Raw genomic sequence first — 16,378 nt, 5'->3', positions numbered from 1 at the left:
ATTTAAATTTTACAAGTCAATTCAGGTGTGTTTACTCACCTGTTGCGCATGGTGATTTATATCCCCAGCGCGCCCACTCGATTTCTTTGTAGCGTTCGAGCTTTACGGCCACGGCTTCTAGCGATTTAACGGTTTTGCGAAAGTTGGCATCGTCCAGGCTGCGGGATTCGGCTGCGGTGGTTATCGGCCAGCCGTTAACGTAGTGGCGGTGTAGGGCAATCTTGTTGTCCTCGCTGGTGATATCAGTCAGCCCAATCAGAATGTCGATTTTCTCGGCGGGTTCCATGCCTTGGATAAGGGCTTTTTGTAACTCGCTCATAGTCCACCAACTTGTTCGATCATGTCGTCAAAAAAGTCAGCTAGTTTTTTTAGTTTGTCTCGTTTATCTATCCACAGTTGTAAATTGTCAGTTTCACCGTTGTATATATCTCGCTTTGCTATCTGCTGAAATGTTTCAGCTTCATCTCTGCAATGCTGTGCAAGTCCTTCAAACTCTGTGGCATCGACTAACGGCATATCAACGTTGATGCAGCCAATTGGTGTAATTCCAAGTGGTGTAGTTCTGGCTTTCATGCATCCTCCTTTTCCTTAAACTGGCTTAATATTTCATTGCAGGTAGCTGCAAAAGACTCTGCCTCGCGTGTTAATCGAGCTAGACGACCGTGGGTGCTTAGTACCCCTGTTGCTACGACTAGGTTAACAGCTTTAGCTGTTTCCTCAGCTAATCCAAATTTACTGATAGATAAGCCACTTACATCCTCAAATGTCTTAACTTTTTCTAGCAAATTTTCATATTTGGATTTAGCAGCTTGTATTGCACTTTCTATACGTTTGGCATCACCAGCACGGATTTTCTCTATTTGCTGAACAACTTTTGCCGATATTTCATCTTCATCTACGCCACCTGCTCTGCGTAGCATTGCAGCCATGAATTGACGAGTTACAGCAACAGATGCCAATAATGGTGCTGCCGTGATCTGCCGAATCGTTCCTGATTCGCTTACCTCGTACAACCCCCACGTAGGCGGTAGTTCTTCTGGTTTTACGATTCCCTTTGGTGTGATGATCCACCAACGGTCGCAATACTGCTGGACCTTGGCTGATTTCTCCGGGTTCTTGAGCTCGCGTGTCCAATCTGATCTGCTGACTTTTATCTCGAAGCCGTGAATTTCTAAACCGCGAGAAGGCCACATGTTCATTGCCACTGCATCAGCCCACCGGCGTTGATTTGTTCCAGTACCATCGCCAACTTCAAAAAATACAGCCCATTCAGGTGCACAGAAGCGGGAACGTAATGCTGCTTTTATCTCAGCTGTTCTCATGCTACCTCCTTCTTCTGATCTACATCTTGATGACCTGAGTGATTAACAAATTCTGGTAGTGAACGATCTGTATCATCCATGCGAATAGGCATCACCATGGCAACGATTTCATTGTCAAAGCCGGATACCATCACTGCTGCGCCATCGCTTTCACGAAACTGCATCACAGAAGCTGGTAATTTTGGATTGTTGGACAGTAGTTTTAGATCTGCAATGTACTGAGGATGGAACCCTGCAAGCGATACTTGACCAAACTTCAGGTTTTTAAATAGTGCCGCCACGTTAGGGTATGTACCATCGATAGGCGTTACAAACTCCATGAACTTGATAGGTGGAGTAATGCCGCCATTTAGCCAATCTTTCTGCACAAACCAGTCATCTAATCCGGTTATTCTCAGTGTGGTGCCTACAATCTCAATGCGTTCGCACTGAATGCCATAACTTCTTCCAGCAGACTTGGCAGCGGCATTTAGCTGAGTGCTGATAGGGTAGATGTACTCGCCGTTTGATTTACCTTCTTTATCGTGGATTGTCACTAACCGATGTCCGTCAGTGGCGGTTAGTACCACGCCCACCTGAGGATGCGGTTTAATGTGGAATCCGTTGAGGTAATATCGAATGTCTTGTTTGGCACAAAAGGTTGCAAGCATTGGCAAATACTTGCGTTGAAAAAATAAGCGTGGCTGCTTCATTGCTGGTACTCCTTCCACTCCATCTTTGGCTTGCCTGACTTTAAAAACTCGCCAGTTTCAGCGCGGTACATGATGGTCCACTGGCCTAAGTCTTTTACCAGCGCCGCAAAGTCATAGCAGATACTCGGCGTACTAAGGTCATGACTGAGCATCTTTGGCTTGCCGCAAGTCATTAGGCGTTTTACTTCGGCATCTAGTGCTTTTTGATACTCGATATCGCTCAGTTTTCTTTTATTTTTTCCATCTTTAACTAAGCGTTTAACAATGCGTCTGGCCCGTGCTTCTGCCATTGATTTGGTAATGCCAAATACTCTGAACATGTTTCACCTCACTTGCACCGATGCGGCCTGAACTTCCGCATGGTGCTGGTATGTTTGCGCTTTGACTGCTTGTGCGCTGGGGTTTGTCCGGGGAACTTACGGCGCTTCTGGTACGGACTGTAAGCATTGCGCTTTCGGAGACGAGAACGGCCAGTTTGTGGCTGGCCGTTGATGATGACGCTATGTCCTCCTAGCGCTAATGCACTAGCGAGGAATGAAATTATGCTTCGGCGCATTTTGCTGCCTCATTAGGTATTACACCGTTGGTGGTTAACACTTTGAACTCGATTACCCATACCCAGGGATTTGCATCCCAAGAGTCCTGGCCGTAAAGAGATTTCCACAGGCGGCGAAATCCCTCATGAAAGGAGTAGGCGGCCAACTCTGACGGAGTGTCTAGGTGTTCCTCTTGGCCTACGCCTTCAGCACACGCATCGTACTCGCCGATATCCTGTAGCCGCTCCACCCGAACATTAGTGATTTCAAGGATGATGCGGCATGCCCAGCGTGGCATGTGGATTGATGGCTTCCATCTGATTCCACCATCAGACCTGCACCAATCAGCCTTATAAATAGATGCACTGTCTTTATCTATTGGGCTTTTTATTTGAGTTACACCATCGCTGTGTGCATATGCTGTTTTTGGAACTATCGCAAAAGTCTCACGCACCCACAGATGATCACCAATGATGCCGTATTTACTGTTAGTGAGGTCGCCATTGTTAATTTCACCTGCTAGTTCGCATGGAGCCAGTTCTATCAACCAATCTTTGTCAATAACTGGTAGATTTACTGGTCTCCGTGTTTGCGTTTTTTCACCTGCTAGAATGGCGCGGATCATGTCGCCGTTGAAGATGATTGGACGTTCTTTCATGCTAACCTCACAGCTTAAACATGCGCTCTAACTCGAGCTGCTGGCGTTTATCTTCAATCTGGCGCCTGACTTCGGCGCGGCGCTTCATTTCGTCGGTGACTTTGGTATCTCGCTGGCGGTAACCGTCAGCGAACCGGTGTGGGTTGAAGGTGTTTGAGTCGATCATCGCCGTAACCTCAGTAATTCATTTGCAGAGCACCAAGATTTCCCTTGGCTGCCTTAATGATGATTAGCCGTGCGGTATCTTCATCGATACCGATTTCAGCCATCAGCTTTTGCAGAACGTCATTGTTAACAGCTTTGCGATGTTCAACATCGGCAGCGCGAGCAGTTTCAATTTCCTGCTGCTTCCGTTGTTCTTCGATAATGCGTTGACGTTCAGCTTCTGCGGCTGCAGCTTCGCGTTGTTTAGCTTGTTCTGCGGCCAGTGCTTTGGCTTCTTCTGCGCGGCGGTTGGCAGCTTCAATTTCTGCTTGCGCATCGGCTTTAGCCTTCGCTTCTGCCTGCGCCTTGGCTTGCTCAATTTCTTGCTGTCGCTTTTGCTCCGCTTCTTCAGCAAGGCGTTTCTGTTCTTGAATTTCTGCCTTAGTTCCGGCAATGCGCAGTTCGATTTTATCCAACGTTTCAGCCTTGGCGGCGGCACCAGCTTCCTGATATTGCTCATAGCTGGCATCAATTTTTTCAGCGGTCAGCGCAGCGTGAACACGCTCGAAGAACTGCAAACGCTCGGTGAGATTGTCCGGGGCGTTCTCCATCATTCCGGCGTACTCTTCAGCGAAATACGACACCTTGGCTTGCAGCATTTCCTGATGGGCTTTCTGTTCGTTTTCCCAGTCGGTAAGTGGCTTACGCACCATGTCGCGCAATTCATCACAGTCATCAACGAACTTTTTCAGGTTCTGCTCGATGGGTTTAACCACGGCCTTAACGTGTTTCAGGTAGGCGCGTCCTGGCTTTTCAATCGCCGTTTTGCTGCGGCTAACACTTGCGGCAAGTGACGCGATGCGGTCACGTCCTTTTACTGTGGTTAAATCAGGAACTTCGTTAACGCTGGCCTTGATGTGGTCAAAGTACGGCGTTAACTGTCCAGCATCTGTATATAGAACAGGCCCGAGCGTTACCGCCTTTTCTTCGGTGATTTCCTCAAATGGGACTGGCAGGGTATTGGTGACGGTATCAACTGATTGCTGTGCATTAGTCATAATGGTTTTCCTAGGCAAAAAGAAACCAACAGCGCACAGATATTGCTGGCGCCGGAGGTGTTGGGAAGGGTTAGTTAGGCGTGAATTTCGCCAGTACGGAGGTTTACTTTGACTTTATTTTTAGTGAAAAAATCTTCACATAAAGTACGCGCTTTCTCGCACATGTTTTCATCAAATAAACCGAAGTGGCATTTCGTTTTATCAATATCTAGCTTATTAGCTAACCAGATATAGGCTTCGTCACGACTCATAAAACCAAGTTGCCATATTTTGTTGAATGGTGGTTTACAAGATTTTCTAGCGTCACGTAGACATTTATCAGCTAGAGTGCCAAGCGGAATATCAGTATTAGGATGAAGTCCAACATACCGATCACAACACGTACAGTGGTAAACAAATGGCCAGTCACCATACTCTTTACCGTTATAGATGACGGAGTTCTTGCTCAGTATTACTTTCCCACCGCATTCGCATTTAGTTGGTATTGGCAACGCATCATCACCAACTCGCTTTAAAGCTTTACGGCTTATATATGGCAACGGACTCTGAGGAATTAATTTTTCCTTTGAAAAGGCTCTTGTATCAGTCATTGCCGCTCCTTATGCGGTTACTTCGCCAGTTTCGGTATCAACCTGCGGCTCTAACTTGGCCTTTCGGTTGTTGTAGATGGAACCCAAGTGCTTGCGCTCTGAGTCGTTCACCTTGCCAACCTTGACCGCTTCACCGATTGATGCGGCCACTTCGTTGAGTTCTTCAAGCGTGGTGCAGTCGTTGAGTGACAAGCTCAGAGTTTCGAATGGTGTTGGCAAAGCTTTCTGCTGTTCTGCGGGGTTAGCTTCGGCCTTATCCAATACCTGCTGGAGTTTTTCACCTGGCTGGTGCTTTGGATTAATTTCTTTCTCTGGTGGCATGTCTTGTGCCTCAGCATCAATCCAGATACCACGTAGACGGTCTGCATAAGCATCGCGCCCAGCGAACCCTAATGCTCGCCACTGTTGCTGTCTGCGTGGATACTGTGTCCAAGGACCTTGCTTACCCCATAATCCAGCGGTTTTCGCATCTTGGATACTAAAAGAGTTAGTAAACTCAACTACAGCACCAGATACAAGACGGCGCTGAATCATACAATGTGCCGTTTCAGTTTTTTCATCATACCATTCCTTAAAATCCATAAGGTCTGGGCTTCCTATAATCAAAGCCCTGAAAGCATCACCCCAAACAGAAGGACGGCCATTGATAACTGCGATATTTTGCAGCGATTGAAGCGGTTGAAATCCAAGTTCGGCACCCATAGCCATCGCAATAGCAATATCAAAAGGTTTGCGTTGGTAGTTCTTAGGCACCATCTCAGATTGAGCGAGCATTTCGGCAATCTGCATTGCTTCCTGAAAGTTGCTTGGTACCAGAAAACGTGCTGGCTGTTCTAGCTCAGATTTACGCATCTGAGTAACGTTTGAAATTTGGCTGTTCATGCTGCATTCCCATAGGCGGCGTTGCCACCGTCAAATTGTGCTTCCAGATCCTCAAGTTCTGACTGTTCCCAGCCGTTCAACTCGACATAAACCGGATCTGCTGTGTACGCTGTCCAGATACCTGAATCCATGCACTGTTTAATATCGTGCAGTGCTTTGCGGTACTTCAGATAACCAAGGCGCTTAACTGGTTGCTTCATAATGACCGGAGCGGTGATAACGAATGGCCGTTCTGACTCGATGACGAAAAAGCAGAATTCCTCTGCCTGTGCGATATCGGAGTACATGGCATCCTGGATGTGGTAACCGAGCTTTTTAGCTTTAGCACCGAAGAAGCGCGGATCTGCCGTGTCGCTAGTTTTTAGATCAACGATGATATTGCCGATGGTGTAATCCGGGCGGCATTTGATGATTAGGCCAGTTTCAACGTCGCGCATGAAAATACTGCGCTCCTGAACTCCGCCAGTCGATAGCGCCAGTGCAGTGCTGTTGGCTTCCAGCGACTGGCGCAACAGCGGAATATCTTCCCACTGTTGTGGTGTTAGAACTACTTTACCAGCAGTATCAGCGGCAGACTTAACCGAATCCCAAGCATTGCCACGGCGAACCTTGATATCATCAGGCTGTCTGCAATAGCGATCATCAAATGCCCACGGTTCCAACACCATGCAGTGCGCAGCTTTGCCAAAATCAAAGTAGGCCTTTTCTGCATTGGGTATCAAGCCATCAATGTACTTGGCCTTGTACTTCTGTGGGCACTCTAAGAACAGCTTCAACTTGCTGCAACTGATGCCATTTGAGCCGTGGTAAACATCATCAGGCAGCCCATCGATAATCAACCGCTCACCAGGTGCTAAGTGCTCTAGTCGCGCATTGAGGCTTTCGATAGTCCACGTTACAACGAACTGTGCGAATGGGTCATCGTCATTAGCTGCCGGTTCATCTGGCACAAATTCAGCATCAACTGGAATAGACTCACCGAAAATATCATATCTGGATTCAGCTACCATTGGCGGCTCTGGGTCTGGTTCCTGTTCTGGTTCAGGCGCTGGTTTTGGCTTGAACTCAATCACCTGCGCAGTTTTCTTAAACCACTTGCGACTATATCCATCAGCCTCCAGCAGTGATTCAGCTGCGCGTTCTGCGGCGGCTTTGGTGTCTGCTTCAACGGGGTAGGTGATGGTGATAGTGCCGGATGGCGCACTGGCCATCGGCGTGAAGGTTACTTTGAATTGCATTGTGAAAACCTCCCATTAGTCCGTATAGGCTATAAATTTGAAACGACCACCTTCGAAAAATTCAAATCTTCCACCAAACGTCCCGTTTACCTCTTTCCTAACTTCTTCCATCGTGGCACCTTCTGGGTAAACACCTTCTTTTATCATCGATGAACTTGAATGCATCTTGCATCGATAATCAATTTTTGTGTTGTCTAGAGGTTTTGGTTTATGTACAAGCATTGACAGACCAGGCGCAACAGGTACATAAGATTCATCGTTTACATCATCATCAAACCAACCACACTCGTCACAGTGAAGAACTTGACCAGTGCAATAACTGCATGGTGGTGATATGTGGCATGAGCATCCTCTATCCCGTATTTCTTTATCGGGATTTTTCCAATCAAGAATCCCTTTTTTGCATTCTGGACACTTGTCACCTTCTTCTAGATATCCGTAATACATCACACACCTCCAAACCGTTCTAACTCAGCATCCACCATTCCCGGGGCCAGCGTTTCAGCAATGCGGTTAATCTCTTTGTTAACCAGCGCCTTGAATGGCTCAAAATTGTTTGTGCGATACCCGGATATCAGCGCTGTTTCAGTGTCTTTTCTCACTAAAATGGCATCCATCACATCGCGCATGTTGAAGTGGCCGATTTCACCGCCTTCGCTGATGGTTTTGATAATCAGCTCTTGCTTGGCATCAACCGCTTCGTTGTAGGGGATTACGGCATCATTTGAAGCGGCGAGTTTTGCGGCCAAGTAGTCGCCGGCCGCGTTTGCATTAAGCAGCATCTTGCACCTCCACTATTTGAAAGTTTTCGATGGCTCGGTTTAGCTTCTCCATTTTCCAAGATCCGCGCCTGTCTACAATCTTGATTTCTGGAGGCTTACGGTCATTTGGCAAACAGTGAATACGGGCCATGCCGTTGACTATTTCCAGCATCGCCAGGCTTTGTTCATCGTGCTGACGTATCCCGGCGATAAATCCGAAATAACGGCTCATAAAGTCCTGCGACAACATCCCGAGCAATGCCATTTGCTCAATCATCACAAGCTGCTTTCTGACTCGCAGATTGCGATTAACATTTTCATCCGCTGACACCATCAAAATGGCAATAGCCAGCCGATGGAGCCGTGCGCGTTCTCCAGTAGTCATGATGTGTTTTCCTTGTTTTAAAGGGATGGATTTGCTTATTGAAAGGGGACCGCTTTGTCGCCACTGGCGCGGTTACCAGCAATGCCCGTGAACCCAAACGGCGGCTTGCACATTGTCCAGTGTCCAGAAGTCCTCGCGCCGAAGGAATAGCGCTCAAGCGGTACTCTGCTGCTTGCATGTGCCATACAGGTGGTGGTGAGTGGAAATTGCATTTGAATGGGTGCCGGTTACGTCATCCGGCGGCCTGAACCCGTTCGCGTCGCCGCAGCCGCTAATAACTGGTGCTGAACTTTCAGGCGTTTCAGCTGCTTTACCAGTGGGCCCTTTATTCATTAACCCTTACCAGATCCAAAGCTGGCTCAAGAACAATGCTCGACTCGGGGCGCGATCATGACACGCGCTTATAAGGGGCCGCTTCTAACGGCTTGTTAGTCACATTGGAATATCCTCGTTGTGGTTTCTGGCTGGATGCTGCCAGTAGCGTATCTGGTAATGCGATTGATGGTGCTGTCTTCTCTTGAACCAGCGCGTCACCTGCGCGTGTTTCCACCTCGGAATTTGTTAGCACGCGATTTCGTCCATCATCTGTTCTCGATGTAATCGCATTGGTGAAGTTGACTGGCAGGTCTCTACTCCTGCGGCTCCGATAACACGTCCATATCACGTTGGCCTAACATGACAGTCAATCACCTTCCCAATGCGCCCTGTGTCAACAGGGTGCAAATAAGCTATGCAGATTTATTTTCTTCGTAATATGCGTTTTCAACTTCTTCGTCATATTCAAAGTTTTCGTTATAGCCGTATTCGCGAGGGTCAACATTTGGATGTCTAAGGCGGAAGGCAAACTCTCTAAAGAAACGCTTTTGCTCATCAGTCTGTTCAGACCACGATGGGGCGATATTTTGCTCAACTATTTCGCCATTCTTTATTGAGTAAGTACCACAATTTGAACCAGTATCTTCATCTGCGTACTTGACGCTGATTACTTCATCAGGAAACTTCTTAGAAAGAGCTTCGATTACTGGATAAGGATGTGACCATGCAGTATCGAAGCGTACCATTGTCTCTGAATTTTCTTCAGATATCTGGTTGTAGGCATTCCACTTTGTTCCCCAAGCTTTTCTGGCATATTCCATTTCGTGGTAAAAACCGTGATTGCGTTTATTGCGCATCATCTTAACGAACTGCTCAAACTCATGATCATTCATTTTTATGGCATTAATGCGAGAACGGTTAAGTAGCTGCAATTGACTAATTATGTCGTTTTCACTCACTGGCTCATTACACATCATTTCGGCAGCAGATTCTGCTGCTGCTGAAATTCCCATTGTGTTATCTAACGTTAAATCTTCATGGCATGGAATGATAATGCAAAAATCAACAAGCTTATCTTCGTTCAGCATTGAAGCAATAACGTTATTGTTGGCTTCGATAATATTAGTTACATGGTTAGGCATATCTAGTTCCTATCAGTTGGCTTTATCGCTGACTCTCGCGAAGTAGGTGCGAAAGAGCCAGCTGTAAAACCTGTTCCTACCTAACCGCCGGAACTGGGCGGGGCCAATGGCAAAACGGGTCATTCACACGGTTAAGGCATCCACCACATATCAGCCGCCACAGTTCTCTGTAACGTTGTTTACCGCCAAGGCAATCTGATACCCGGTCGCCGTTTGAAGCCATTGGGTCTATTTACGCAGATTTCTGTCCTCCGCTGCGTGTTCCTCGGAGTGACCTAGTTTGGCGCCCTCATTGGTGAGGGTGCCAAAGTTAGTCGTTTATGGGCCTGTTTGTTAAAGAGCGTGGCGTGTGCCTATGGATTTAAATGTACGTTATGTATATTTGGGTGTCAATACAAAATGTACATTAATTTTTATGGGGGTAAAAAATCCGGCAATGTCCGGGCGGTATGGCGGGTGGAAGTGGTGGATTAGGCAATAAAAAACCCGCCGAAGCGGGTTTGTTGGATGGGGGTGTTACTTAGGTAGTGCGTGTAAAATAGGTGATAGGTATTGCTGCACAATCCACCATCCTGCACTAAACACAGCAATAACAGCAACAAGTGCATAAGCTGCAGCCATGCCTTTGGTAAACATGTTTTTCTCAATATAGTCGAGACGAGTTTCTATCTTACCAACAGAGACTTTTATGTCGGTTACATTTTCCTCAAGCCTGGCTACTCTTGATTCCATATTGCCTCCCCCTCCACCAGTACTATTGGTACTAATAGTATCAGATATTTTATGAACTTTACCATGTTCACGACCACCTGAAACTAGAGTCAATACGGCATTATGATGATTGGTATATAGTTCAGTCATTTTTATCTGTAGCTCTCAGCAATAGATTTGCCAAGTTTTTAGCCTGACTTCTTGTCATAGTAAAGCTGGCTAAAACTGTTTGAACTACTTCAAATGCGCTTTCATCTGTTTGCCTTTCGGCATCCTTAGGCCAAACCTGATCAACAGAAAACGATATTCCAATATCATTTCCTGTTTTTGTATCAATATTAGAAACAATTGCTGTATCTATATATCCTGATATGAAATTTTCAGACTTTAATAATTTATCTGCCATAATTCTTCCTTGAATAGTTAGTTAATACTTTGAAAGTATTGATTCTTTTTCTGACTTTAATCTATCAATATTTTTATCAATATCATTTAGTCTATTTTTATCTTCTACAGTTATTTTCTTTTTGTTTTTATAATAATCACATGCTGATAATGTATCCTTTGAAAAATTTGTGAAATTTTTCAAATCTACTTTATAATCAATAACTTCAGATGAATCCTTGTTCTTTACTTTTATTACAACAAAGTTGCCAGAAATCATTTGCTTTATTAATTTAGTAATATATTTACTATTGTAATCATCTGATCTAACATAACCAGAATCATATGAGTTTGAATATAGTTTTGACTCTAGATATATAACATCATTTTCATCAACCTTTAGATAGAAATCTACTTCAGAATTAGGTACATTTATTACTTTTTCAAGTGAATAAGTAACCATTAATCTCTTAACATTCCCACTGATATCACATCTTAAACCTACAGAATTATTCTGATAATAATCAGTTCCAGTAACACTTAATGTATGGACATTAGTTATAGTATCTGTGTTATTTGTTTTATCCCAATCTGCATATGAAACACATGGGTAAATGAATAATAATAAAGAAAAAGCGAATCCCTTCATAAAGTTAACTCCTAAAAAATCTTTATCTTCGCATCTACCACCACACCAATGATCCGGCAGTTGCCGTTGATAGGCAGAGTTGGATATGAGTTATTTAGTGGCTTCAAGAACTTCTGCCCAGCGTCAACTACCAGCTTTTTAAATGTGGCCTCATTAACATCGGTTAGCTTTGCAACCACAAATGATCCGCTTTGGTGATCACGCTCGGTATCTACCAGAATTAGAGTTCCCTCTGGGAAGCTGATGCCAGTAGGAGCCGTCATTGAGTCACCATTCACCCGCAGCCAGAAACAGTTTTTGCTGGTGCGTTCTGTGGTTTCATACCATTCGTCAGAGGCAATTGCTGGAACTGGCTCAACGGCTTCTGTCCACATGCCAGCCTGCACCGCACTAATCACTGGGAACGTTCTCTGGTAACTTATGCTGTTTTCAACAGGCTCCACGTTTTCCAAAGCTCCTTTTGGATACTCAAGCATTCCATCCGAATGCAGGGTCAATGTATCTAATCCCACAATTTTAAGAATACTAGCGATCTGTGATAGAGAAGGCTCCCTTCTCTTATTTAGCCAATGGCCCATTCCTCCCGGCGTCACACTTGCGCGCTCAGCAAGAGTTTCTTGGGTCATACCAAGTTCTTTCATTCTGGTTTTAACCAGATCTGTCCAATTCATTTTCATTCCATAAATGTACGGTTTGTACAAATTCAATCAACAAACAAAATGTACATTTATTTTCTGTTATGATATACATTACGTACATTTGTCTATTTCGTATTTTGCAGAGGTGTTAATGCAGCAAATTCGACAGGAAAGAGAGAAGGCCGGCATCTCAGTAAAATCACTGGCTGAAGTTATCAATACTGAGGTTTCAACCGTTTATCACTATGAAACTGGCCGACGAACACCGGACTTCAACCAGTGCTGGAAAATCGTCAATGCACTGAATCAACTTGGTGCCAACTGTACCTTTGATGATGTTTTCCCAAATCCTTTGAATCATCAATCTACCGATACACAGGATACCCAATGCCATGCTTAAAACTACATTAAAACATCGCCATACCGCATGTATTGAGCCGGAAGACGCGGCCCATGTGGTCGGTTTAGAACACGGTACAAGAGAACTGGCTGAGCAGATGAATATCAGGCCGGCGGTATTGGCCAACAAACTAAACCCGGACAACGAAACCAATCAGCTCTATCTGCGTGATGCTGTTTTTATGACGGAGCTGACCAACGACAACCGCATATTGGAAGCCTGGTGCGCCAAACGCGGCGGCGTGTTTGTCCAACTGCCAGAAGGCATTCAGAGCGACGAAGAATTTAGCGACCAACTGCTGGACGTCATGGCGGTTGTCGGTGACGCAATGGCAACTATCAAAGAGTCGCGGGCTGATGGGATCGTGACGCCACAGGAACGGCAGCAGATTGGCTTACACCTGCGTAAAGCAGTTACTGAATTGCTGAAGCTTGACTCTGCTGTTGATGGGCAAGTAAGGCATTTGCCAAGCAGAGGTTGATATGGCTCGCATTAGAACGGTTAAACCCGACCTTTTCAGGCATGAAGATTTATATGAGGCTGAAGTTGAAACAGAGTTGCCGCTTCGACTGGCATTTATTGGCCTGTTTACCTGTTGCGATCGTGAAGGGCGTTTTGTATGGAAGCCTCGCCAACTGAAACTCGATGTTTTGCCATGGGATAACACTGACTTTTCACGCGTGCTTGACGCGTTAATGACGCGTGGTTTTATTCGTAAGTATTCAGTTGGTGGCGTGAATTACGGTTGCATACCTTCATTTACGCGTCATCAAGTAGTTAATAACCGGGAAAAAGCAAGTGATATCCCTGAACCACCAGAATATATCGAAGAATTGCCAGCAAACACTGATTCTATCGCATTAGACAACGATGAAGATTCACGCGTCAACCACGCGTCAACCACGCGTCACGGTAATTACTCAGGGGAAGGGAATGGGAAGGGAAGGGAAAAGGAAGGGAATAAAGGATCTTGCGCCGAGTTAAAAAACTCGCCGCCACCTACTGAAGAAAAAACCGTGATTGTTTTGCCGCTAACGGCGAAAGACGGTGAATACCACGTTCCAGAGTCTGACCTTAAAAAATATCGTGAGTGTTTCCCAGCGCTGGACGTCATGCAGGAACTACGGCAGATGCTGGCATGGCTGGATGCAAACCCCACTAACCGCAAAACACGCACTGGCATCAAGTCGTTTATCACGCGCTGGCTTAGCAAATCTCAAAACAAGGCACCTGCACAGCATAACGGCGGATCCGGCGGATACCGACCGCCAGACATCGACTGGGACGACACCAGTTGGGCTGACGGCCTTGTCATCGAAATTCCAACTGGAGGACAGCACCAATGACTGTGAAATCACTGAGTCAAATCTCCGGAACAGCGATGCAGCAGATTGGCGCTGCGGAGGTATCACGCGTTGAACTGGCACAGGATAACCCTGTAGTAAAAATTATCAGCGACACGCTGGAACGCCTGAAAGCCTGCAAGCCTGCGTGGCGAAACAGCCTGAGCAGCAGCCGCGAGGTTGTTGCTTGGAAGCGCGAATGGACGCAGGCCATTGCCAGAGCTGGCGTTGTTGAGAGGTCGCAGCTTGACCGTGGCATTGCCGCTGCCCAGCAAGATCCTAAACCGTTCATGCCGTCAGTAGGGCAGTTCATCCAGTGGTGCCTTGGCACTGAATCCAACGACGACCAGATCCGCGCTGCTTTCGACCGCTGCCGCAACAAGCAACCCTATGCCGACGATGTTGAGTATGCCACTTGGCTTGACGTTGGTTTCGAGTGCCGCAGGCTGCCAATTGGCAAGGACTTCGACCTGTTCAAGACCGTGTATCTGCGCAAGCTGGCAATGGACAAGCGGGGTGAACGTTTGCCGAGTCGTGACGTGAAGATGATCGCCAACGAAGCCCCCAGCGCCAGAGATTACGTCGAGGACGAAATTAACAAGCGCCTGGCCGATGGTAATCGTCAACTGACGAGTATTGAACAACGCATGGCAGCACTGCGGCAGCAGAATCGAACACGCGGTAAGTCCGAATCGTTCAAGTACCGGAGGTCCGCAAATGCTCGCTAAACGTTTGCCAGCCGATGCGCCGGACGGATTTGAGTTTTTGCAGGCCGCAAACAGCCCAATTGGTGCCGCCAACGATGACGCTACCATCGAGGTTTTCCCGCTGCCGTCATACGTGGGAACACTATCACCGCTGAAAACAATGCCGATCATGTATTTCTGCCGTGGTGGAGTATCGGACAGACATTGGATAGCCAAGCGGATGCGTTGCATTCCTGAGCACTTGAAACACTTTGCAGCAGAGCAGTACGAGCGGATTTATTGGGATGGCAGTGGCCGCGAGCAGGCTAACAGATGGTTGGATGCCGTAGCGCGTAAGTATCGGGGTGGGTTATGAGTAAATCCAGTAAGCCACACAAAACCCTAGCTAAACGGTATTACAACGTTGCTCGGGCATTACTGCGTGATTTAGTCGTTGTGTTTGTTGCCGGGAAGAATGACAGCAAAGTGCAGGTGTGGAATCGCAAGCGAGGAAAAATAGAGTTCATTGGTAAGCCTACTGCGTTGGCGATTTCTGATACGCCGATGCCTTGGAGCGTTCTCTGTGCGGTAACCTGCCGCCGACAGGACGGGCAGCAGTACATGCGTACTGAAGAGCTTGCTGCGCCTCACCCAATCACCCAAGCGCAGATAGCCAAACACTGCAACGAGCTGCACATGCAGTTGCTAAAAGCATGCAATCCAATGCACCGGTTAACCGCCGCATGGATAGCCGTTCCGACAGGCGAAGAACTGCCTATGGAGGAAGTGGACCGCATTATCACCGTATTGGGCGCCTATGAGTTTTTAGCACAATGGGAAGCTGACGAGGTGGCCGCATGAACTACGTGATCGGCATTGACCCGGATGCTAGCAAGCCTGGTTTCGCGTTAGTCCACGGAAAAAAAATTATTGAGATGCGCAGCATGCCGCAGCCAGAACTGATTGAGTACATCGTGGGCTTGGCCGCTGCGCACGAAATCATCGTAAAAATCGAGGATGTAGAGGCTTCAAAACCAACGTATGTAAGACCGGGTGCCGGTAGCGCTGAAATGCTGAAAATTGCTCAGAACGTTGGGCAGGTTAAGCAGTCTTGCAGGGATGTTGTCGCGCAACTAAAAAGCAAAGGTATTACTCCAGTCATGGTTAAACCGCTACGTGGGCCAGTAAAAAAACAGGCTAAAGAAAACCACGCATATTTCTGCAAGTTGACAGGTTGGAATGGCGGTCCAAAAAGCACGAACCAAGACAAACGCGATGCCGCGATGATAGCTCTCTGGGGTAATGCTGAGGTGAAGTCATGGCGGAGTTAGCACTAATCAAAACCGCTAACGGCCAACTGGCGCCACTGGCGGCCAATGATGCCGAACTGATTCAGCAGAAGCTGAAAACCGGTGATGTTGTGCGCGCTGACTTCAAGAAAGCGCGTAACGGGAAATTCCACCGCAAGTACATGGCGCTGCTCACAATGGCATTTGACTATTTCGAGCCGCAACCAGTGCAGTATCGCGGCCAACAGTTAACTCCAGCGAAAAACTTTGACGAGTTCCGCCGCTGGGTAGCCGTTCAGGCCGGATTTTATGACGTAGTGGGGTACCCAGACGGCAGTGTGCGCGTCCGGGCCAAATCAATCAGCTTTGCGAGCATGGACGACATTGAATTTGATGCACTCTACAGCGCCAGCATCGATGTGCTGTTGCTAAACGTGCTGTACGGAAAATTCAAGTCTGCGCAGGAAGTTGATAGCGCAGTTGAACAGATATTGAGGTTTGCATGATGAAGCAGGAAAAGAAATACATGCCTAAGGGAAGTATGTGCATGAGTTG

Annotated in this window: 28 protein-coding genes; 8 read left to right on the top strand and 20 right to left on the bottom strand. The window is 46.8% G+C overall.

Annotation, left to right across the window (positions count from 1 at the left end; translation table 11 throughout):
- Nucleotides 1-31: 31 nt before the first annotated feature.
- The 20 genes from IE064_RS00780 to IE064_RS00685 form a co-directional block, all read right to left on the bottom strand.
- On the bottom strand, nucleotides 32-319 hold the full coding sequence (locus IE064_RS00780; protein WP_189615564.1) for a hypothetical protein: 288 nt from the start codon (nucleotides 317-319) through the stop codon (nucleotides 32-34).
- Nucleotides 316-573 carry a hypothetical protein gene (locus IE064_RS00775; protein ID WP_189615562.1) on the bottom strand — a complete coding sequence of 86 codons (258 nt, stop codon included), beginning with the start codon at nucleotides 571-573 and terminating at the stop codon, nucleotides 316-318. The genes IE064_RS00780 and IE064_RS00775 overlap by 4 nt, the downstream gene beginning before the upstream one ends.
- On the bottom strand, nucleotides 570-1,322 hold the full coding sequence (locus IE064_RS00770; RefSeq protein WP_189615560.1) for a hypothetical protein: 753 nt from the start codon (nucleotides 1,320-1,322) through the stop codon (nucleotides 570-572). Before IE064_RS00770 ends, IE064_RS00775 begins: the two co-directional genes overlap by 4 nt.
- Nucleotides 1,319-2,014, bottom strand: coding sequence for a hypothetical protein (locus tag IE064_RS00765; RefSeq protein WP_189615558.1), 696 nt, complete (start codon nucleotides 2,012-2,014; stop codon nucleotides 1,319-1,321). The genes IE064_RS00770 and IE064_RS00765 overlap by 4 nt, the downstream gene beginning before the upstream one ends.
- A complete protein-coding gene (locus IE064_RS00760; protein WP_189615556.1) occupies nucleotides 2,011-2,334 on the bottom strand; it encodes a hypothetical protein in 324 nt (107 codons plus the stop codon). The genes IE064_RS00765 and IE064_RS00760 overlap by 4 nt, the downstream gene beginning before the upstream one ends.
- Nucleotides 2,335-2,554: 220 nt before the next feature.
- A complete protein-coding gene (locus IE064_RS00755) occupies nucleotides 2,555-3,208 on the bottom strand; it encodes an ASCH domain-containing protein (RefSeq protein ID WP_189615554.1) in 654 nt (217 codons plus the stop codon).
- 7 nt (nucleotides 3,209-3,215) lie between these two features.
- Complete coding sequence (locus IE064_RS00750; RefSeq protein WP_189615552.1) at nucleotides 3,216-3,374, bottom strand: hypothetical protein; 159 nt, start codon at nucleotides 3,372-3,374, stop codon at nucleotides 3,216-3,218.
- Nucleotides 3,375-3,384: 10 nt separating this feature from the next.
- Nucleotides 3,385-4,410 (bottom strand): hypothetical protein, encoded by a 1,026-nt coding sequence (locus tag IE064_RS00745; RefSeq protein WP_189615550.1) that lies wholly within the window; start codon nucleotides 4,408-4,410, stop codon nucleotides 3,385-3,387.
- 74 nt (nucleotides 4,411-4,484) lie between these two features.
- The gene (locus IE064_RS00740) at nucleotides 4,485-5,000 is read right to left on the bottom strand and encodes a zinc-finger-containing protein (protein WP_189615548.1); all 516 of its coding nucleotides are present in this window, start codon (nucleotides 4,998-5,000) and stop codon (nucleotides 4,485-4,487) included.
- A gap of 9 nt (nucleotides 5,001-5,009) precedes the next feature.
- A complete protein-coding gene (locus IE064_RS00735; protein WP_189615546.1) occupies nucleotides 5,010-5,882 on the bottom strand; it encodes a transcriptional regulator in 873 nt (290 codons plus the stop codon).
- A complete protein-coding gene (locus IE064_RS00730; protein WP_189615544.1) occupies nucleotides 5,879-7,120 on the bottom strand; it encodes a PD-(D/E)XK nuclease-like domain-containing protein in 1,242 nt (413 codons plus the stop codon). The genes IE064_RS00735 and IE064_RS00730 overlap by 4 nt, the downstream gene beginning before the upstream one ends.
- A 15-nt stretch (nucleotides 7,121-7,135) precedes the next feature.
- Nucleotides 7,136-7,567, bottom strand: coding sequence for a hypothetical protein (locus IE064_RS00725; RefSeq protein WP_189615542.1), 432 nt, complete (start codon nucleotides 7,565-7,567; stop codon nucleotides 7,136-7,138).
- On the bottom strand, nucleotides 7,567-7,902 hold the full coding sequence (locus tag IE064_RS00720) for a hypothetical protein (RefSeq protein WP_189615540.1): 336 nt from the start codon (nucleotides 7,900-7,902) through the stop codon (nucleotides 7,567-7,569). Before IE064_RS00720 ends, IE064_RS00725 begins: the two co-directional genes overlap by 1 nt.
- Nucleotides 7,892-8,266, bottom strand: a complete 375-nt coding sequence (locus IE064_RS00715; RefSeq protein WP_189615538.1) for a hypothetical protein — start codon at nucleotides 8,264-8,266, stop codon at nucleotides 7,892-7,894. Before IE064_RS00715 ends, IE064_RS00720 begins: the two co-directional genes overlap by 11 nt.
- 388 nt (nucleotides 8,267-8,654) lie before the next feature.
- The gene (locus tag IE064_RS00710) at nucleotides 8,655-8,834 is read right to left on the bottom strand and encodes a hypothetical protein (RefSeq protein WP_189615536.1); all 180 of its coding nucleotides are present in this window, start codon (nucleotides 8,832-8,834) and stop codon (nucleotides 8,655-8,657) included.
- Between the two features lie 160 nt (nucleotides 8,835-8,994).
- Nucleotides 8,995-9,723 carry a DUF1281 family ferredoxin-like fold protein gene (locus tag IE064_RS00705; RefSeq protein WP_189615534.1) on the bottom strand — a complete coding sequence of 243 codons (729 nt, stop codon included), beginning with the start codon at nucleotides 9,721-9,723 and terminating at the stop codon, nucleotides 8,995-8,997.
- A gap of 516 nt (nucleotides 9,724-10,239) precedes the next feature.
- Nucleotides 10,240-10,584: a hypothetical protein gene (locus tag IE064_RS00700; RefSeq protein WP_189615531.1), complete on the bottom strand. Its 345-nt coding sequence runs from the start codon at nucleotides 10,582-10,584 to the stop codon at nucleotides 10,240-10,242.
- Nucleotides 10,577-10,840, bottom strand: a complete 264-nt coding sequence (locus tag IE064_RS00695) for a hypothetical protein (protein ID WP_189615529.1) — start codon at nucleotides 10,838-10,840, stop codon at nucleotides 10,577-10,579. The genes IE064_RS00700 and IE064_RS00695 overlap by 8 nt, the downstream gene beginning before the upstream one ends.
- A gap of 21 nt (nucleotides 10,841-10,861) precedes the next feature.
- The gene (locus IE064_RS00690) at nucleotides 10,862-11,467 is read right to left on the bottom strand and encodes a hypothetical protein (RefSeq protein ID WP_189615527.1); all 606 of its coding nucleotides are present in this window, start codon (nucleotides 11,465-11,467) and stop codon (nucleotides 10,862-10,864) included.
- An 11-nt stretch (nucleotides 11,468-11,478) separates the two neighbouring features.
- The gene (locus IE064_RS00685; RefSeq protein ID WP_229799818.1) at nucleotides 11,479-12,138 is read right to left on the bottom strand and encodes a LexA family protein; all 660 of its coding nucleotides are present in this window, start codon (nucleotides 12,136-12,138) and stop codon (nucleotides 11,479-11,481) included.
- 118 nt (nucleotides 12,139-12,256) lie between these two features.
- On the opposite strand from IE064_RS00685, the gene IE064_RS00680 reads away from it, so the two are divergent.
- The 8 genes from IE064_RS00680 to IE064_RS00645 are packed head-to-tail and all read left to right on the top strand — an operon-like array spanning nucleotide 12,257 to nucleotide 16,329.
- Nucleotides 12,257-12,505 carry a helix-turn-helix transcriptional regulator gene (locus tag IE064_RS00680; protein ID WP_189615522.1) on the top strand — a complete coding sequence of 83 codons (249 nt, stop codon included), beginning with the start codon at nucleotides 12,257-12,259 and terminating at the stop codon, nucleotides 12,503-12,505.
- Nucleotides 12,498-12,986 carry a phage regulatory CII family protein gene (locus IE064_RS00675; RefSeq protein WP_189615520.1) on the top strand — a complete coding sequence of 163 codons (489 nt, stop codon included), beginning with the start codon at nucleotides 12,498-12,500 and terminating at the stop codon, nucleotides 12,984-12,986. The genes IE064_RS00680 and IE064_RS00675 overlap by 8 nt, the downstream gene beginning before the upstream one ends.
- A 1-nt stretch (nucleotide 12,987) precedes the next feature.
- Nucleotides 12,988-13,851 carry a hypothetical protein gene (locus tag IE064_RS00670; protein ID WP_189615513.1) on the top strand — a complete coding sequence of 288 codons (864 nt, stop codon included), beginning with the start codon at nucleotides 12,988-12,990 and terminating at the stop codon, nucleotides 13,849-13,851.
- The gene (locus IE064_RS00665; RefSeq protein ID WP_189615511.1) at nucleotides 13,848-14,576 is read left to right on the top strand and encodes a replication protein P; all 729 of its coding nucleotides are present in this window, start codon (nucleotides 13,848-13,850) and stop codon (nucleotides 14,574-14,576) included. The genes IE064_RS00670 and IE064_RS00665 overlap by 4 nt, the downstream gene beginning before the upstream one ends.
- The gene (locus tag IE064_RS00660; protein ID WP_189615509.1) at nucleotides 14,566-14,910 is read left to right on the top strand and encodes a hypothetical protein; all 345 of its coding nucleotides are present in this window, start codon (nucleotides 14,566-14,568) and stop codon (nucleotides 14,908-14,910) included. Before IE064_RS00665 ends, IE064_RS00660 begins: the two co-directional genes overlap by 11 nt.
- Nucleotides 14,907-15,395 (top strand): hypothetical protein, encoded by a 489-nt coding sequence (locus IE064_RS00655; RefSeq protein ID WP_189615507.1) that lies wholly within the window; start codon nucleotides 14,907-14,909, stop codon nucleotides 15,393-15,395. The genes IE064_RS00660 and IE064_RS00655 overlap by 4 nt, the downstream gene beginning before the upstream one ends.
- Entirely contained in the window at nucleotides 15,392-15,865 is a 474-nt protein-coding gene (locus tag IE064_RS00650) for a RuvC family protein (RefSeq protein WP_189615505.1), read from the top strand. The genes IE064_RS00655 and IE064_RS00650 overlap by 4 nt, the downstream gene beginning before the upstream one ends.
- Nucleotides 15,853-16,329, top strand: coding sequence for a DUF1367 family protein (locus tag IE064_RS00645; protein WP_189615503.1), 477 nt, complete (start codon nucleotides 15,853-15,855; stop codon nucleotides 16,327-16,329). Before IE064_RS00650 ends, IE064_RS00645 begins: the two co-directional genes overlap by 13 nt.
- Nucleotides 16,330-16,378: the final 49 nt, after the last annotated feature.

The sequence above is a fragment of the Shewanella fodinae genome, from assembly GCF_014651955.1.
GTDB lineage: Bacteria > Pseudomonadota > Gammaproteobacteria > Enterobacterales > Shewanellaceae > Shewanella > Shewanella fodinae.
This window is presented reverse-complemented; position numbering and strand designations above follow the sequence as displayed.